This window comes from Diplocloster hominis (assembly GCF_032380655.1).
In the GTDB taxonomy this organism is placed as follows: domain Bacteria; phylum Bacillota; class Clostridia; order Lachnospirales; family Lachnospiraceae; genus Diplocloster; species Diplocloster hominis.
Map to the genome: position 1 here is coordinate 237,565 of NZ_JAWDIY010000005.1, position 17,397 is coordinate 254,961.

At 50.6% G+C, this 17,397-nt stretch carries 16 protein-coding genes; 12 read left to right on the forward strand and 4 right to left on the reverse strand.

The features are described 5' to 3' along the window. Nucleotides 1-24: 24 nt before the first annotated feature. From ABC831_RS07040 to ABC831_RS07095, 12 genes are all read left to right on the forward strand, one after another. The gene (locus ABC831_RS07040) at nucleotides 25-1,050 is read left to right on the forward strand and encodes a molybdopterin-binding protein (RefSeq protein WP_343247532.1); all 1,026 of its coding nucleotides are present in this window, start codon (nucleotides 25-27) and stop codon (nucleotides 1,048-1,050) included. Nucleotides 1,051-1,057: 7 nt separating this feature from the next. Beyond that, on the forward strand, nucleotides 1,058-1,552 hold the full coding sequence (gene moaC / locus ABC831_RS07045; protein ID WP_343247513.1) for a cyclic pyranopterin monophosphate synthase MoaC: 495 nt from the start codon (nucleotides 1,058-1,060) through the stop codon (nucleotides 1,550-1,552). After that, on the forward strand, nucleotides 1,515-2,498 hold the full coding sequence (moaA, locus tag ABC831_RS07050; RefSeq protein ID WP_343247514.1) for a GTP 3',8-cyclase MoaA: 984 nt from the start codon (nucleotides 1,515-1,517) through the stop codon (nucleotides 2,496-2,498). Before moaC ends, moaA begins: the two co-directional genes overlap by 38 nt. A 1-nt stretch (nucleotide 2,499) precedes the next feature. Beyond that, nucleotides 2,500-3,435 carry a molybdopterin-binding protein gene (locus ABC831_RS07055; RefSeq protein WP_343247515.1) on the forward strand — a complete coding sequence of 312 codons (936 nt, stop codon included), beginning with the start codon at nucleotides 2,500-2,502 and terminating at the stop codon, nucleotides 3,433-3,435. A gap of 152 nt (nucleotides 3,436-3,587) precedes the next feature. Next, entirely contained in the window at nucleotides 3,588-4,469 is an 882-nt protein-coding gene (gene modA, locus ABC831_RS07060) for a molybdate ABC transporter substrate-binding protein (protein WP_343247516.1), read from the forward strand. A gap of 71 nt (nucleotides 4,470-4,540) precedes the next feature. Beyond that, nucleotides 4,541-5,227 carry a molybdate ABC transporter permease subunit gene (gene modB / locus ABC831_RS07065; RefSeq protein ID WP_343247517.1) on the forward strand — a complete coding sequence of 229 codons (687 nt, stop codon included), beginning with the start codon at nucleotides 4,541-4,543 and terminating at the stop codon, nucleotides 5,225-5,227. Then, on the forward strand, nucleotides 5,224-5,955 hold the full coding sequence (locus ABC831_RS07070; RefSeq protein ID WP_343247518.1) for a sulfate/molybdate ABC transporter ATP-binding protein: 732 nt from the start codon (nucleotides 5,224-5,226) through the stop codon (nucleotides 5,953-5,955). The genes modB and ABC831_RS07070 overlap by 4 nt, the downstream gene beginning before the upstream one ends. Before the next feature lie 17 nt (nucleotides 5,956-5,972). Beyond that, nucleotides 5,973-6,812 carry an Mrp/NBP35 family ATP-binding protein gene (locus tag ABC831_RS07075; protein ID WP_158346346.1) on the forward strand — a complete coding sequence of 280 codons (840 nt, stop codon included), beginning with the start codon at nucleotides 5,973-5,975 and terminating at the stop codon, nucleotides 6,810-6,812. Between the two features lie 144 nt (nucleotides 6,813-6,956). Further along, nucleotides 6,957-7,658, forward strand: coding sequence for a response regulator transcription factor (locus tag ABC831_RS07080; RefSeq protein WP_343247519.1), 702 nt, complete (start codon nucleotides 6,957-6,959; stop codon nucleotides 7,656-7,658). Continuing rightward, nucleotides 7,651-8,682 carry a sensor histidine kinase gene (locus ABC831_RS07085; RefSeq protein WP_343247520.1) on the forward strand — a complete coding sequence of 344 codons (1,032 nt, stop codon included), beginning with the start codon at nucleotides 7,651-7,653 and terminating at the stop codon, nucleotides 8,680-8,682. Before ABC831_RS07080 ends, ABC831_RS07085 begins: the two co-directional genes overlap by 8 nt. 539 nt (nucleotides 8,683-9,221) lie before the next feature. Then, nucleotides 9,222-9,896: an ABC transporter ATP-binding protein gene (locus tag ABC831_RS07090; protein WP_343247533.1), complete on the forward strand. Its 675-nt coding sequence runs from the start codon at nucleotides 9,222-9,224 to the stop codon at nucleotides 9,894-9,896. Nucleotides 9,897-9,898: 2 nt separating this feature from the next. Then, nucleotides 9,899-12,346 (forward strand): ABC transporter permease, encoded by a 2,448-nt coding sequence (locus ABC831_RS07095; RefSeq protein ID WP_343247521.1) that lies wholly within the window; start codon nucleotides 9,899-9,901, stop codon nucleotides 12,344-12,346. Between the two features lie 122 nt (nucleotides 12,347-12,468). Here ABC831_RS07095 and ABC831_RS07100 read toward each other — a convergent pair whose 3' ends face one another. From ABC831_RS07100 to ABC831_RS07115, 4 genes are all read right to left on the reverse strand, one after another. Beyond that, the gene (locus tag ABC831_RS07100; protein ID WP_343247522.1) at nucleotides 12,469-14,502 is read right to left on the reverse strand and encodes an FtsX-like permease family protein; all 2,034 of its coding nucleotides are present in this window, start codon (nucleotides 14,500-14,502) and stop codon (nucleotides 12,469-12,471) included. Continuing rightward, complete coding sequence (locus ABC831_RS07105; protein WP_425524569.1) at nucleotides 14,496-15,269, reverse strand: ABC transporter ATP-binding protein; 774 nt, start codon at nucleotides 15,267-15,269, stop codon at nucleotides 14,496-14,498. Before ABC831_RS07105 ends, ABC831_RS07100 begins: the two co-directional genes overlap by 7 nt. 138 nt (nucleotides 15,270-15,407) lie before the next feature. Next, nucleotides 15,408-16,466 carry a sensor histidine kinase gene (locus tag ABC831_RS07110; RefSeq protein ID WP_343247523.1) on the reverse strand — a complete coding sequence of 353 codons (1,059 nt, stop codon included), beginning with the start codon at nucleotides 16,464-16,466 and terminating at the stop codon, nucleotides 15,408-15,410. Further along, nucleotides 16,463-17,128 carry a response regulator transcription factor gene (locus tag ABC831_RS07115; protein WP_343247524.1) on the reverse strand — a complete coding sequence of 222 codons (666 nt, stop codon included), beginning with the start codon at nucleotides 17,126-17,128 and terminating at the stop codon, nucleotides 16,463-16,465. The genes ABC831_RS07110 and ABC831_RS07115 overlap by 4 nt, the downstream gene beginning before the upstream one ends. Nucleotides 17,129-17,397: the final 269 nt, after the last annotated feature.

Sequence of the window (17,397 nt, forward strand, 5' to 3'; positions counted from 1 at the left end):
AAGAAGAGAAAAGAGGGGGATGCCTTGAAACTCATTCGAACAGAAGATGCGGTGGGACAAGTCCTGTGTCATGATATCACCCAGATCATACCCGGTGTGACAAAAGACGCGGTGTTCCGCAAAGGGCACGTGGTGACAAAAGAAGATATTCCGGTGCTGCTCAGTGTGGGGAAGGAGCATTTATACATATGGGAAAAGCAGGAAGGAATGCTCCATGAAAATGAAGCGGCGGAAATCTTATGCGCGATCTGCAAAGGACAAAATATGGAACGTACCCAGGCAAAGGAGGGGAAGATCGAGTTGACCGCCGCCTGTGACGGCCTGCTGAAGGTAGACAGCGGGAGATTAAGGGCGGTGAACTCCTTAGGAGAGATGATCATTGCCACCAGGCACGGCAACTTTCCGGTGAAAAAAGGGGACAAGCTGGCGGGAACCCGGATTATACCGCTGGTTATTCAGGAAGAAAAGATGGAAGCGGCGAAAGAGGCTGCAGGAGAGAAACCGATACTGGATTTAAAACCGTTTGCGCGTAAAAAGGCTGCGATTCTTACAACGGGCAGCGAAGTGTATCATGGCCGGATTCAGGATAAATTTACGCCTGTGATTGTGGAAAAACTGGCGGAATACGATGCGGAAGTGATCGGCACCCGGATTATGGATGACAGGCATGAGCAGATCACACAGGCGATTCTGGACTTCATCGCAAAGGGAGCGGAGCTTATTATCTGCACGGGAGGAATGAGTGTGGATCCCGATGACAGAACTCCGCTGGCGATCAGGAATACCGGGGCGGATGTGGTGAGCTATGGGGCACCGGTACTGCCGGGCGCCATGTTCATGCTGGCCTACTACGAGGGCCGGATACCCATCGCAGGACTGCCCGGCTGCGTGATGTATGCGAAACGCACGATTTTTGATCTGGTACTGCCGCGGCTGATGGCAGATGACAGGATACAAAGGGAAGATCTCCAGGTATTGGGACAGGGCGGCCTGTGCCTCTCCTGTCCGGTCTGCACATTTCCAAACTGCGGTTTTGGGAAAGGAGAATAAGGTATATATGGAATTGACACATTTTGATGAACAGGGAAATGCACGGATGGTGGATGTGGGAGAAAAGGCGGAAACCCAGCGGGAAGCTGTGGCGGTGGGCCGGATTCAGATGAACGAAGAAACCTACCAGGCTGTGCAGCAGGGGAGCATGTCCAAAGGGGATGTGCTGGGCGTGGCCAGGATCGCCGGAATCACCGGCGCGAAAAAGACCTCGGACCTGATCCCGCTCACCCACAATATTAATCTGACAAAAGTGACGCTGGATTTTAAGCTGTACCCCATGACAAGGGAGATCGAGGCGTCCTGTACCGTACGGACATTCGGAAGAACGGGAGTGGAGATGGAGGCCATAACCGGCGTCAGCATCGCGCTTCTGACCATATACGACATGTGCAAGGCACTGGATAAGGGAATGGAAATCGGTCAGATATACTTACAAAAGAAAACCGGAGGAAAAAGCGGGGATGTCTATAATCGAAGACAGGTACGGAAGGAAGATTGATTATCTGCGGATATCCGTAACCGATCGCTGTAATTTCAGATGTAAATACTGCATGCCGGAAGAAGTGGACAGCATTCCGCATGATCAGATTCTAAGCTATGAGGAAATCCTGCGCATTTGCAAATGCGCGGGATTACTTGGCGTTCACAACTTCAAAGTGACCGGAGGCGAGCCCTTTGTGCGGAAGGGATGCATGGAGCTTCTGAGAAATCTAAAAGAGCTGCCCGGCGCAGAAACGGTCACAGTCACCACAAATGGAATGCTGCTGGACGAATATCTGCCGGAATTAAAGCGGATCGGAATAGACGGTGTAAATATAAGCCTGGACTCTCTAAAAGAGGACGTCTTCAGGGAAATCACAGGCGCCCCCGGCCTTTTGAGAGTCCGAAAAGCGCTGTTTCATGCTGTGGCCATGGGCCTGCGGGTTAAAATAAACTGTGTGCTGATGCAGGGAGTCAATGAAGTGGAAATCCCGGATTTTGTGCGGTTAAGCCAGCAGTATCCCATCGACGTGCGCTTCATCGAGCTGATGCCCATCGGCTATGGGAAACAGTATACCTCTATTCCGGCAGACCAGGTATTAAGCGTCATCAAAGAATCCGTGCCGGATCTGCACAGCATAGAGGAAAAACGCGGGAATGGCCCGGCGGTATACTATACAGGAAGCAGCCTGCAGGGCTGTGTCGGAATAATTCAGGCAATCAGCCACAAATTCTGCGACACCTGCAACCGGCTGCGCCTGACGTCGGACGGTTTCTTAAAACTGTGTCTGTACTATCCCGACGGAGTGGATCTGAAAGGCCCGCTGCGAAGCGGTATCTCCGACCGGGAATTGACGGATGTGATCGATCAGGCTATATTACAGAAGCCAAAGGAGCACCGGTTTGGAGAGCTTCAGGAAATACAGGAACAGGACACCCGAGTGATGTCCGGGATAGGAGGCTGACATGGGAACCGTAAAAGCGATCTGTATCAGTGACAGAAGAGGAATCCAAAAAAACTATGTGGAAGAAGCATATTTCCGAAAAGACTGGGGGATAGAAGGCGACGCCCATGCCGGGACCTGGCATCGGCAGGTCAGCCTGCTGTCCCACGAACGGATCGAAGAGTTCCGGGCCAGGGGAGCTGATGTACAGCCGGGTGCTTTCGGAGAGAACCTGATCGTATCCGGTTTTGACTTCCGGAATCTGCCCGTGGGCACTGTATTCCGGTGCGGGGAGGTACTGCTGGAAATGACCCAGATCGGCAAGGAGTGCCACACCCACTGCCAGATCTATCAAAAAATGGGAGAGTGCATCATGCCCACCCAGGGAGTATTCGCCCGGGTACTTCACGAAGGAACCATTCACGCAGGGGATGAGATGAGCATAGATGCGTCCTGCAAAGATTCCAGATTTACCGCCGCGGTCATTACCTTAAGTGATAAAGGCGCCGCAGGAGAACGGGAAGACCAGAGCGGTCCCCTGATTACAGGGCTGCTTACGCAGGCAGGTTATCGTGTGATCGAGGAATTGCTGCTGCCGGACGACCAGAAAAAACTGGAGAATGAGCTGATCCGTCTCAGTGACGGAAGACAGGCATCGCTGATCCTGACCACAGGCGGAACGGGATTATCAGTGAGAGACGTGACTCCGGAAGCGACTCTGGCCGTAGCGCACCGGAATGTACCGGGGATAGCGGAAGCGATCCGCGCGGATTCCATGCGCTATACCAGGCGGGCCATGCTCAGCCGGGGGGTATCCGTGATCCGCGGCAGTTCTTTGATCATTAACCTGCCCGGGAGCCCAAAGGCGGTGAGGGAGTGTTTGGAATTTCTGCTGCCGGAGCTTAAGCATGGGGTTGCTGTGCTTAAGGGGAGTGTTTCGGAGTGTGGCAGAAGGTAGTGTAAAGCAGAGCTGCTTCCATTTTATGGGAAAATGTATTGATCTTTTTCACAGTTTAGGATAGAATAAATTGAGCGTTATTCTTGAACGAGAATAACGAGAGCCGGTGAAGATTCACATTCGGCTGGATGACTGTGAAAAGGAGGAGAAAAATGAAGAAAAAGTGGTTGGGTCTGGTGATGGCGCTTGTGCTGGCTGCGGCAGCGTCGGGCTGTGGAGAAGCAAAAGAAGGGCAGGCTGCAGATGCGGCAGGCGGGAAGGCAGATGCAGCGGCAAAAGGCAGTGAGGGGGCGGCTGAGTCGGAGGTGCCTGCGCAGACGGAGGCTTCGGCCCAGGAAAAGGTGACGATAATGCTGGCGGCGGCCGCAAGCCTGGAAAACAGTATGGTGGATGAGCTGATACCTATGTTTGAGGCGGCAAATCCCAATATTACCGTGCAGGGGACTTATGACAGCTCGGGAAAACTACAGACACAGATCGAAGAGGGAGCAGATGTGGATGTATTCATCTCCGCGGCCACGAAGCAGATGAACGCGCTGGATGAAGAAGGGCTGATGGATAAAGAGTCCATCGCTCCGCTGTTGGAAAATAAAATTGTAATGATTATTCCCGCATCTTCAGAGGGGACGCCGGATAAATTCGAAGATATGCTGGATATGGAGTCAGTGGCGATCGGGGACCCGGACAGTGTACCGGCGGGACAGTATGCCAAAGAGGCTTTTGAGTCCATGGGAATCTGGGACAAGATTAACGCGAAGGCCAGCCTGGGCACCAATGTGACCGAAGTCCTGAACTGGGTTGCCGAAGGCAGTGCCCAGGGTGGAGTGGTATATGCTACGGATGCGGCTTCCACCGATAAGGTGAAAGTGGTGGCAGAAGCCCCGGAAGGAAGTGTTTCCCCGGTTATCTATCCGGTTGGAATCGTGGAGGCTTCTCAGAATAAAGAGGCGGCTCAGAGTTTTGCGGAGTTTTTGCAGGGCGCGGATGCGATGAAAGTGTTTGAAAAATACGGTTTCTCTCAGCCGGCAAAATAATACAGCCGCCAAGTGCTCATAGCGGTTTAAAATAGCAGCGGTTTCCGAGACTGCGGAAGGGGAGGTAGAAAATGGACTGGTCACCGATACTGATATCCATACGGACGGCGTGCGTATCTATCCTGTTTACGTTTTTCCTGGGATTGTTTGCCGCCTGGTGGGTGGCCCGGATGCGGTCGAATAAGTGGAAAATGATCATGGATGGGCTGTTTACCCTGCCGTTGGTGCTTCCGCCTACGGTGCTGGGCTTTTTTCTGCTGTACATATTTGGCGTACAGAGGCCTGTGGGAAAATTTCTGCTGGATTTTTTCAGCGTGAAAGTGGTTTTCTCCTGGAGTGCTACGGTAATCGCTGCGGTGACGGCCTCCTTTCCCTTAATGTACCGGTCTGCCAGAGGAGCTCTGGAGCAGGTGGAGGATACTTATCTGCAGGCGGCACGGACGCTGGGCTATTCGGAGTGGAAGGTATTCTGGTGTATCTGGATGCCGTTAGCGCTTCCGGGCGTCGCCAGCGGAGCGGTGCTCTCCTTTGCAAGAGGCCTGGGAGAATTCGGGGCCACGGCCATGATCGCGGGAAATATCGCAGGAAAGACAAGGACTCTGCCTCTTAAGATCTATTCGGAGGTGGCCGCCGGGAATATGAGCGGCGCCTATACCTATGTGATGATCGTGGTCGTGATCTCCTTTGTGACAATATTGGCAATGAATTATTTTACCCTCCGGGGACAACGATATGCAAAGCGTGGTGGAAGAACATGAGCTTATCAGCAGCAGTAAAAAAGAAATTTAAGAATTTTTCCATGGACGTGACCCTGCGCACGGATGGAGAACCACTGGGTGTGCTGGGCGCTTCCGGCTGCGGAAAAAGTATGACTTTAAAATGCATCGCAGGGATTGAACATCCGGACAGCGGAGTGATCGCCCTCAATGACCAGGTGCTGTATGATTCGGACCAGAAGATCTGCATCTCCCCCCAGAAGCGCAGAATCGGTTATCTGTTCCAGAATTATGCCCTGTTTCCCCACATGACGGTGAAGAATAATATAGCCGCCGGCGTCAGAGGAACCAGGGAAGAGATCGCAGGCCGGGTGGCGGACATGATGAAGCTATTACACCTGGAAGGGATGGAAGAACGCTATCCGGCGCAGCTGTCCGGCGGGCAGCAGCAGCGGGTGGCGCTGGCCAGGATACTGGCCTATGATCCGGAGGTGCTGCTGTTGGATGAGCCGTTCTCCGCGCTGGATACGTATCTGCGGGAAAAACTGCTGGATCAGATCGATGAGCTGCTGGATATTTACCATGGGGAAGTGATCCTGGTCACTCATAATCCACGGGAGATCTATAAGCTGTGCAGCCGGATTCTGGTGATGGGGAATGGAGAGGTGCTTATGGAGGGACCCGTTTCAGAAATTTCTGAAAGTTCTGCGCTGGGAGTGCTTGAAAAAGTATATGAGAACGCTTATACTGTTAAAAGCAATGAAAGTTAAGGAGATGAATGAACAGTATGGCAGAGAATCAAGAATGCAGCAGCAGCGCGAGCTGTTCCAGAGAAAGCTGTGAGGGGTGCCCCAGCAAGCAGCAGCCTCAGAGTTTTCAGGTAGAACCGAATCCATTTACGGTCGTTAAGAAAGTAATCGGTGTTGTCAGCGGAAAAGGCGGTGTGGGCAAATCCCTCGTAACCGCTTCCCTTGCCAACGCGATGCGTGAAAAAGGATATGAAGTCGGTATCCTGGACGCGGATATAACCGGTCCTTCCATTCCCAAAATGTATGGCCTGCACGGCCCTTTAAGCGCTACCGATGAGGGAATCTTCCCAGCGGAAGCGGAAAACGGAGTAAAGGTCATGTCCGTAAACCTGATCATGCCCAATGAGGAAGATCCGGTGATCTGGCGCGGCCCCATTATCGCTAATACGGTAAAACAGTTCTGGCAGGAGGTTATGTGGGGGGACCTGGATTTCCTGTTCGTGGACATGCCGCCTGGAACCGGCGATGTTCCGCTGACCGTTTTTCAGTCATTGCCCGTAGACGGTATCGTGATCGTGACCAGCCCGCAGGATCTGGTGCAGCTGATCGTGAAGAAAGCATATAATATGGCCAACGCCATGAACATTCCTGTGCTGGGTATTGTGGAAAACTACAGCTATCTGAAATGTCCGGACTGCGGCAAAGAGATACGGGTATTTGGTGAAAGCCATATCGATGAGGCGGCAAAAGAGCTGAATTTAAGCGTTTTGGGAAAAATGCCGATCGAGCCGGCCTTTGCTGAATTATCCGATCAGGGGAAATTTGCCGAAGCTAAAAATGAGTACCTGTCCGCCGCCGCCTTTAAACTGGAAGAATAAGAAAGCGAATCGAATCAACATTTGGCAAGGCAGATGATAATTGAATCAAATGGAATTACAGCCGGAAAAAGAGGGGGCTGCCGCATAGATGAAATATTCCGTGCGGCAGCTTTTTTGGGAAACAGTGCGGAAAGGAAACAAATCATGGAACAGATCTTAATTATAGAAGATGATGAAATGTTAAATGCAGGCCTCTGCTATAATCTGCAGGCAGCAGGATATACCCCGGCCCCGGCTTATGACCTGAAGACGGCCCGGGACTTATTACATAGCCGGAAGTGGGATCTTATCCTGCTGGATGTAAACCTGCCCGATGGAGACGGCTTTACATTTGCCGGGCAGATTCGCAGGGACAGCGATGTGCCGGTCATATTTTTAACTGCGCAGGATATGGATGAGGATATGGTAAAAGGATTTGAGGCCGGTGCGGATGATTATATTACGAAACCATTTAATATTAAAGTAGTGCTTCAGAGAATCCGGGCGGTACTGAACCGCTGCGGAAAAGCGAAGGCTGCGGACGAGGTGCTGTGCGGCAATCTGAGGATCAATCTGGCGGAAATGTCAGTGCAAAAAGGGAGTTTCCCTCTTGCGCTGACGCCGACGGAATTTAAGCTTTTGAAAACCTTTCTCCAAAACCAGGGGCAGGTACTGACCCGTGAAATCATATTGGAAAAATTGTGGGACTGTGAGGGAAACTTCGTGGACGAGCATACCCTGACGATCAATGTGAGCAGACTCAGATCCAAAATATCCGATGAACAGTATACATACATAAAGACCGTATACGGGGTCGGTTATCATTGGATCGGTGACAGGGAGCAGACCGGAGGTAAAAATGAATAGTCGGAATAGTATCCGGGAGATCCTCCTCTGCGCGGCGGCAGTTGTCATCTCCCTTATCTATCTGCTGGTCTGCCTGTATCTGACACGTGAGAATCCACAAAAAATCATGATATGGGCACTTGCGGTTATCTATGCATTCCTGCTGGCAGGGATTATGGGAGTGGGATATTATCTGTGCCGGCGCCGTATGGAGCGGATCACGGAGCAGATCTGTGACAGCATCGACCAGCTGATCGACGGCAAAAAGATCGAAGGAAGCAAAGATAGAGAAACTCTTACTTCCAAAATCACAAGGAAGCTGGAGAAGCTTTCCGATGTCACCGCCTCAGCAGTGGCCCAAAGCCTCAGCCAAAAGCAGGAGGTACAGCAGATGGTCTCGGATATATCCCATCAGCTGAAAACGCCTATCGCCAACATAAGGATGTACAGCGATACGATTGCCAACAATGAATTGCCCAGACAGCAGGAGCAGAAATTTCTGGAAATTCTGAACGGGCAGGTAAAAAAACTGGAGTTTCTGGTAAACGCGCTGATCAAAATGTCCAGGCTGGAAAGCCGTCTGATCCGCCTGCAGAAAGAGGATACCCTGGTACCCGTTTTGCTGGAAGAAGTGACAGATTCCGTCACTCCCCGGGCGGACGCAAAAAACATCAGTATCCAGGTAAACTGTCCTGAAAACCTGGCACTCTCCTGCGATCCCAAATGGACGGCGGAAGCGCTGTTTAATATCCTGGAGAATGCAGTAAAATACACCGGAGAGAACGGAGAGATACTAATCCGGGCGGAGCGGCTCGGAATGTACAGCAAGATAGAGATAACGGATAACGGCATCGGCATCTCTCCCGACCGGGTAAACGACATCTTTAAAAGATTCTACAGAGACAGCCAGGTTAAGCGAATCGAAGGCCTCGGCATCGGCCTCTATCTGTCCCGTCATATTATCAGCCAGCAGGGCGGCTATATCCGGGTCCACTCCAAGCCGGGGGCAGGATCTGCATTTTCTGTGTTTTTGCCGAATGAATAGGGGGGGCCGGCGCCGCCGCCCGAAGCTGCGGGAATCCGCCGGGCTGCTTTTCCTGTACCGCCAGTCCGGGGACCGGGGGCGGAATTTGTGGCCGATGGGAAGGCCATCGAAGAAACCTAAGATATATGGCTGCGTCTCAAATTAACCGCTTATTACATTTTTCTCCGCAATTCGCTGCGCTCAGGCTGCGAAAAACGGCGGTTATTTTGAGACTCCGCTCATATATCTAAGGTTTCTTCTCAAGGCCTTCCCATCGGCCACAAATTCCGCCCCCGGTCCCCGGACTGGCGGTACAGGAAAAGCAGCCCGGCGGATTCCCGCAGCTTCGGGCAGCGGCGCCTGCTCTAATTCCGGCTGTTTAAGAGGATATTGTACGTTTTTTCAGCCTTTCAACTATGCATATGATGAAACAGGAAATAGGAACCTGAAGTATAAAACCAAAATGTTTCAATATTGAGAGATTTCGTCTGGGATTTGAGAGGGTTTTGAAACTTTCGGGTGTTATGATGGATTTATTCAAAGGAAAGGGTGAGAAGAATATGAGTATATTAGAGACGAAGGACTTAAAAAAATATTATGGGAGCGGCAGTCAGATGGTGAAGGCGCTGGATGGGGTGTCGCTGGAAATAGAGAAGGGCAGCTTTACGGCGGTGGTCGGTACCTCGGGCAGCGGAAAATCCACGCTGCTTCATATGATCGGCGGACTGGATACCCCTACTTCCGGCAGTGTTATGGTGAGCGGCAAGGAGCTTTCCAGGATGAGTGACGAGGAGCTGACGATCTTCCGGCGCCGCCAGATCGGGTTCGTGTTTCAGAATTATAATCTGGTACCGATCCTGAATGTGTATGAAAATATTGTGCTGCCGATCGAGCTGGATGGCAGTAAGCCGGATCAGGAATATATCAAGGAGATTGTTCAGCTGCTCGGGCTAAAGGACCGGCTGAACAGTATGCCGAACCAGCTGTCCGGGGGACAGCAGCAGAGAGTGGCCATCGCCCGGGCTCTGGCGGCCAAACCGGCGATTCTGCTGGCGGACGAACCCACCGGTAACCTGGACAGCCGCACCAGTCAGGATGTGTTAAGCCTGCTGAAAACTACCGGGGAAAAGTTCCATCAGACCATGGTGATTATCACGCACAACGAAGAGATTGCCCAGATGGCGGATGAGACCATCCGGATCGAAGATGGAAAAATCGCGGAAAGCAGGTGGTAAGCATGGGACTGGACAGAAATAATAACAGGAATATCATAAAAAATATTGCCAAAAAGGATCTGCATAAAAACAGGAGCCTGTATCTGTTTACCTGTATGACGGTAGCCTTAAGCGTAGCATTGGTATTGACCTTTTTACTGTATGGATTCGGAAGCGCAAAAGAAAAACTAAGAAGGATGGAAGAGCGCCCTCAGGTAACTTATGAACAGATCACGCAGGAACAGCTGGATCAGATCAGAACGCGTTCGGATATTCTGTGGGCCGGCGGCAGTTTGAGCGCCGGAAGCGCGAAAGTCGGAACGGCCCGGTTAGTCGTGTTCTACCAGGACGCGGTGATGGCGGATATAAATGAATTAAAATATAAAGGGGAGCTGCCGGATGAGGGAATGGAACTGATGCTGCCCCGGGATTATCTGGAACGTCTTAAGCTGGAAGCGGCGGCAGGGGATACCGTTTCACTTGATCTGGGTGACGGACAGGTCAGGGATTATGTTTTGAGCGGAATCAGCGAAGCGCCCTCCAAGGGCGGCGGGATCTACCGGATTCTGACATCTCAGGATGTGATAGGACTGCTGACGGGTCAGCCTTCAGATAAAATCGATGCGGCAGTTGATATGAAAAACGCAACGGAGATGTCTCTTACCGAAGCCACGCGGAAGGCGGTACAGATCGGGGCGGAATATGGGATATCGGAAGATCAGGTTAAGATGGCAGAATCCTTTTTTAACCAGACGTCGGTATCCAGAATCGGTACCCTCACCATCGTAATGCTGGCTGCGGTTGCTGTACTGATCCTTTTATCAGCGGGCATCGTCATAAAGAATATCTTCTATATCTCGGTGGCGGGAAAAGTGCGGGAATATGGCCAGCTGCGTACCATCGGAGCGACACAAAGACAGGTGCATCGTCTCGTTACCAGGGAAGGGATGATTCTGGCAGCCAGGGGAATCCCTTTTGGCCTGGTGCTGGGAGGCCTGATGGGATACATTCTGGTACCCAAGGGGTGGGAATGGAAGACGGCGCTGATCTGCGGAATCGTATGTGTGCTGTTCGGGTTCGCAGGAGTCAGGCTGGCGGTCAGAAAACCGGCCCGGATCGCCGCCAGGACTTCACCGATCGAGGCCGCCCATTACACCGGTTATACCGGTAAGGGTACCGGGACTAAAAATCTGATGCGCAGCCTGAATCCCTCTCATCTGGGAGTTCTGAATCTGAAGCGCAGTAAAAAGAAAACAGCCATGACTATGTGTTCTCTGGTTCTGGCAGGGATTCTTCTGGGAACGATCTGCACCTTTGTCGTATCTTATAAGCCGGAACAGGTAGCGTTGTCCCAGTTCCCCAACGGGGAATTTCAGGTAAGTCTGACTGTGGATCAGGGATATGGTGCAGACACCAGCCAGAGCAGCCGGATGAAAAATATGGTGGAGCTGCAGAAAAGCGGTCTGATGGCTGAGGTGGAAGAACAGGTTCAGAAGATCGATGGGGTCAGGCAGATCCGTCCATGGTATCTGGTAGAGATCAAGCATGATATCTTTCAGGAAGAAAAAGAAGGCTCCATCAACGGCCTGGAAGAACAGGACTTCGAACTGCTTAAACAGATGAATTACGAAGGACCGCAGACTTATGAAGAGTTAAACGCGCAAAGGGGAGTGATCCTGGAAGTGGGAAGCAACAGCAAGCTCAAAGAGAATCCGGTTTCTATCGGAGCTACCTTCCATGTGACCTACTGTGATCCGTCCGGTCAGGAAGTGGCTGTGGAAATGCCGGTGATTGCTACCTATAATCAGAACTTATGGCAGCAGGAGAACAAAGTGGATTATGGGGAGATTCCCTTGTCTATCATGGGCAGTATGCTGCTGATGCCTGTGTCCCAACTGGAGCAGCTCACCGGTACCGACAGTTCCTATGGGATAGAGATTGCCGCAGATCCCACCAAAGCACAGTCGGTGCAAAAGGCCCTGACGGATCTGTATGCCGAAAGCGGCAGCCTGAATGTCATGTCCAGACTGGAAAGTATGGACGCGACCAGGGAGATGATGGAGCCCATGAAGATCGTCCTCTATGTTTTGGCCGCATTCCTTATTATATTCGGAATCATCAACCTGATCAATACGGAGCTGACGAACCTGTACAGCCGCCGCCGGGAGATCGCCGTTCTTCAGGCGGTCGGTATGACGAAGCGGCAGGTCAGCAGGATGCTGAGCCGGGAGAGCACCGTATATACCGTAGTGACCATCGCGTTTACGGTGATCGTCGGAAGCCTGATGGGGTATGGGATGCAGTATGCGATGGAAAATGCTCTTATGGTCCCTATGGAATATACGTTTCCTGTGATACCGGTACTGCTGTATGTTGCTGCGCTGCTGGGGGTACAGTTTCTGCTGGGAGCTTATGGGACACGGATGCTGGCACGGCAGCCGCTGGTGGAGCGGATTAGACAGGCGGAGTAGGTATTTTGGACTTAGGGTCGGAGCGGCCTGACGCGGTGGCGGGCTGGGCGGTATCCGGGGATGCTCCCGGCTCGCCACCGTGTCAGGCCACTCCTGCTTTGCTGATGGATGAGTCCCATGTTCTATGATTCGTATGAGTTGTTTGTGATGCGGGCGGTTTGGTAATAGATGCTGTATAGGAGTGTGAAGAGGAGGAGGGAGGTTCCAATGGATTGGTAAATCCAGAGCTGCCCGGTAAGGATGGGGAGGTGGAACTCGGTGCGGTGGATTTTTTCTGCGGTTGTATAGATGAGGCTGGTGCTTATGGTGAGGGCGGGGAGGAGCGGCAGCAGAAAGAGAAGTGTCAGCTGGCGGGTGTTTTGTTTGGTGATCTGCTTATTGGTCATGCCAAGGCGCCGGAGGATGTTGTCCTGTTTTCGCTTTTTTCCTTTGTCGCTTAATAACTGGGTTGCCAGAATGGCGGCACCGGTGATTTCTAAAATGAGCGCTAAATAAAAGAGGCAGACTAACAGGGCATACAATTGGGACAGAGCTTCTTTTTGTACCCATTTTCCGGTGAGGTAATCGGCAGTGGGATGGATTAGGGCGGTGCCGTATTTACCGCTTGTGGAACGGATCGTGCTTCTGTCCAGGAGGGTTAGCTGACCGTTGGATGCGTCGGTTATGGTTTGAAGGGCGGCGCTGTTTAGGGGGGATTCGGTCATCACGGCATAGAGGCTGTATAGTATTTCCAGCTGACCGGCTAACGGGTCTGGAATTATGATTATATAATCGAATCCGTTCCCGTAGGAATCGCATTGTGAAAAGGGTTCGGTTAGGATTCTGCCGGCAGTTATTGTGCGGCCGGACAGGGTGAGGTTTGGATTTTGTGAGATATAGCCGGCGAAATTGTTTTTCAGGGCGGGTACGCAATGAATGTAGTAGCTATTTTCGCTCATTTCCACTTTTTCGTAGCCCAGTATTTTTCTTAGGGTTGTGTAGTCGCTCTGGGTCATATAGGTGTCGTGTTGATATTCTTCGTAGAGAAAGCTGCGCGGGCGGCCTATAGCGCTTACGGCTTTGTCGCGGACAGTGAGAAAGTCCTGTTTTGTATTGGTGTAGATGTTGTAGGTATGGCTGGAACGGATGGGGGCCGTGCGTGCAATGAGCTTCTCATAGGCGGAAAAATCCCGGCTCTCTTTGTTGTGGAGAATCATAAGATCAAAAACGTTGGAATCTATACTTTTGGCTGCAAGCTTATTGGCGGAGATGCCGATGCCGATAAAGGTTAACGCCAGCATGAACAGGATCGAGAGGACTGCCATGGAGATACTCATAGAACGTATTTTGGAAGTGAAAAGCCGAAATGTGATCAGGTGGTCTTTTGTGTACTTCCAGGCAATACGATTTTCTGATATTGCCGCGAGAAAGGAAGGGATGCTCAGGAAAAAGCCGAATAGGAACAGGGCCAGCAATATCATTCCCAACAGATAATCATATCCTTTGCCCAGTGGCTGCAGGCTGATCAGGATGAGGCCCAGGCAGCCGGAGATTATGGAAAGCAGAAAGACGGCTATGGCGGGGGCTCTGCCGGCCAGTATGTGTTTTTCATTTTGCCGGTCGTAGCAGAGCAGATCGTATAGTTTTATTCTGCGGATCCATTTTCTGTTTTTGAGAAGCGAAAACAGAAAGATAGAAACAAAATAAATCAGGGTCAGAACCGCCGTTCGGAGTGATAAACTTAAATTTAGTGAGTAGGATTGGGCAAACATGCGGAGCAAAGCCGCCTGAAGCAGCTGGGACAGCAGGATGCCCGCCGGAAGGCTGAGCACATAGGCGATGGCGCCGATGATCAGATTTTCACGGAAAATAAGCCTGCCGATCGACCGGTTGGTGATGCCCAGGACCATGTATACACTGAATTCTCTGCTGCGCCTTTTGAGCATGTAGTTCGTCATATAGTTTACGACCCAGCCCAAAACGAAGATGATGAGCAGTGTCGAAACGATAATCATGTAGGGTAGTATTTCCAGTTCAGACAGGGCTTTTATGCTGTCTGAGAAAAGGAAAGCGTTGAAGGCATACATGAATGAGATGGCGCATATGAGGGTGATCAGATACAGCGTATAATCCCGGAACTGACGTTTGGCGTTGCGAACTGACAATTTTCCTAGCATGGCCGCTCACCCCCCAGCAGAGAAAGGACATCCAGTATTTCGTGATAGAATATGCTGCGTGTTTTTTCTCCTTTTATAATTTCATTAAATATTTTTCCGTCTTTGAGAAACAGGATACGGCCCGCGTAACTGGCGCTGAACGCGTCATGGGTCACCATAATGATCGTCGCATTTAATTTCCGGTTGAGTTGTGACATGATTTCCAGCAGGATTCGGGCTGAATTTGAATCCAGTGAGCCTGTGGGCTCGTCGGCCATGATCAGTTTGGGTTCACCTGTCACGGCCCGGGCGAACGCGCATCGCTGCTTCTGGCCGCCGGAGACCTGATAGGGGAATTTTTTCAGCGCATCCCCAAGCTGTAAGGTATCCGCGATCTTGCGGACACAGGCGTCGATCTCCTGGGGAGGCAGACGGTTAAGCGTTAAAGGCAGAGCAATATTCTCTTCCAGAGTCAGGTTATCCAGTAGATTAAAATCCTGGAACACAAAGCCGAGATTATCCCGCCGGAAGACTGCCAGCTCGTCTTCCAAAATGGAAGTGAGGTCCTTATCCTCTAAAAAAATATGCCCGGCGCTTACGGAGTCAATCGTAGAGATACAGTTAAGCAGAGTGGTCTTGCCGGAGCCGGACGCACCCATAACACTGATAAATTCCCCCGTCTGCACTTGAAAGCTTACCCGGTCCAGCGCTTTCGTCACGGCACCTTGATTGCCGTAGTATTTTTCTATTTGTTCAACACGGAGTAACGGCCGCTTGTGATTCATCATGGCTCCACCACCCTTCCCTCTCTTTTCTGCTGTTTCGCATCCTTATCGCCTCCTTTTTCGATGTATCTTCATTTTAAAAGTTGGCGGAAGAAGATTGTATAAAAGTGCATAGATATTATCTGACAGTTTTGTAAGATTTTAAAAGCCGGCGTGTTTTATCTGACCGGTTTGCCAACCGCCTGGCGGTTCTATTTTCAGGTAATCACTTTTGGGAAAATAAAGGGTGGCAGTGGTATATTGATTTGGCTCAGACGCTATCCCTATGCCGATACCAAGTTTGTCGCACATCTGTTTGCAAAGATACAAACCGATGCCGGTGGCATGATTCCCCGTTCTGCCGTTGCTTCCCACAAATCCTTTATCAAATACGCGGCCAATCTCACTGGGTTTTATGCCGATGCCATGATCAGTCACAGATAACGCGATATAGTTCCCCTGGTCCAAAGAGACGATCTCTATGAGCGGCGGGCCGTCACCTCTGTATTTTATACTGTTGATGATAATCTGGTTGAGGATAAAATGTACCCACTTATCATCCGAATACACGGTATCAGGAATAGAGTCCGCATGGACGTTCACTCCATTTTGGATAAAAAACTGTTTATTCCCGGCGAGCACGTCCAGGACACAATCCTTCAGCGGGATTTCTCTGATCAGATAATCCTTTTCCACGCTGCCCAGCCGTGCATAGAACAGTACGCGCTCTACGTCCTGTTCAATTAATTCCGTCTGGACTGCGATTTTCCTCGTGATATCCGTCTTATTATTTTCACAGATCAACTGAATACCTGTAATCGGAACCTTAATTTCATGAATCCACTGTTCGATATAATCCCGGTATTCGTCATTGATCCGTTTCGAGTGTGCTACCTCATCCGTCATCGACTTCAAAGCCTCTTTCATAAGCCGGAAATAAACCTGTTCCAGGACGGATTCCGGCTTGTCCGCAATTTCCGCGAGCAGATATTTTTGATTCAGGGAGTCGAAGACAGAGCGCAGATGTCCGATCCGCTTTCTTTTCTTCCAAAAATCAAAACTAAAAGTCCCGCCCACCATACAGGCGTAGCATATCCACAATAAAACAATCTCTGCATTGTCCATGCCGAAAACAGCCAGCAGCACGGAAAAGAACAAGCCGCCGGCAAGGCAGATAAGTAAAACGCCCTTTTTCTCCTCTACATAATCAGAAAATTTCATATTTTATATCCCATACCTCTTTTCGTCTGTATAAAATCATCCAATCCAAGATCCAGCAGCTTTTTGCGTATCCGCATCATATTTACACTCAGGGTATTGTCATCCATATGAATGCCGTTATCCCACAGATACTCGATCAGATCCAATCTGGATACGATTTCTCCTGGCCTCGTAAAAAGGAAGTATAAAATTTTCAGTTCGGTCTTCGTCAATTCAACCTCCTTGCCGTCAACAACCAGCGTCCCTGCCACCGGTTTGATCCGTACTCCCCGATACTCGATGAAATCCGGGTGCCCGTTTCCCTTCCCTTTTTTCAAAAGCAGACTGATCCTGGCCAGCAGCACCGGAATATTATACGGTTTGGCTATAAAATCATCCCCGCCCAACGTCAGCGCCTGCAGTTCATCCATGGACGTATTGCGCCCTGTAATAAATAAAACCGGTGTGACCGAAAAATTACGGATTCCTGCACATAAACGATACCCATCCTGTCCCGGCAGATTGACATCCAACAAGATTAAGTCCGGGCCTATGCTCTTAATCTGATCGATCACATCATTAAATTCTTCTATACAAGCAACCTGATAGCCGGCGTTTGATAAAAGCAGTTTCAGTTCTTCCCGTATTATTTCCTCATCTTCTATAATCAATATTTTATACATTCCACAGCCTCCGTTTTACAGATATCCATCCCTGTAACTTATATTATATTTTGTGGCACTGAATACCTCAAGTAAGAAATGAAAATCGGCATGTCTTACAAATCTCCCAAAAAGACTAAAGAACTGCCTAAATAACGGTCAGAGATTACGATTCACGGCCAACTTTGGTAAATGGGGATTTTGAGAGGGGACTGGCACCTTTCGGTAGGAAAGCTAAATTTTTAAGTAACTGCGTGGAGAAAGGGGCCTGTCCCCGGATGTTGGCTTAT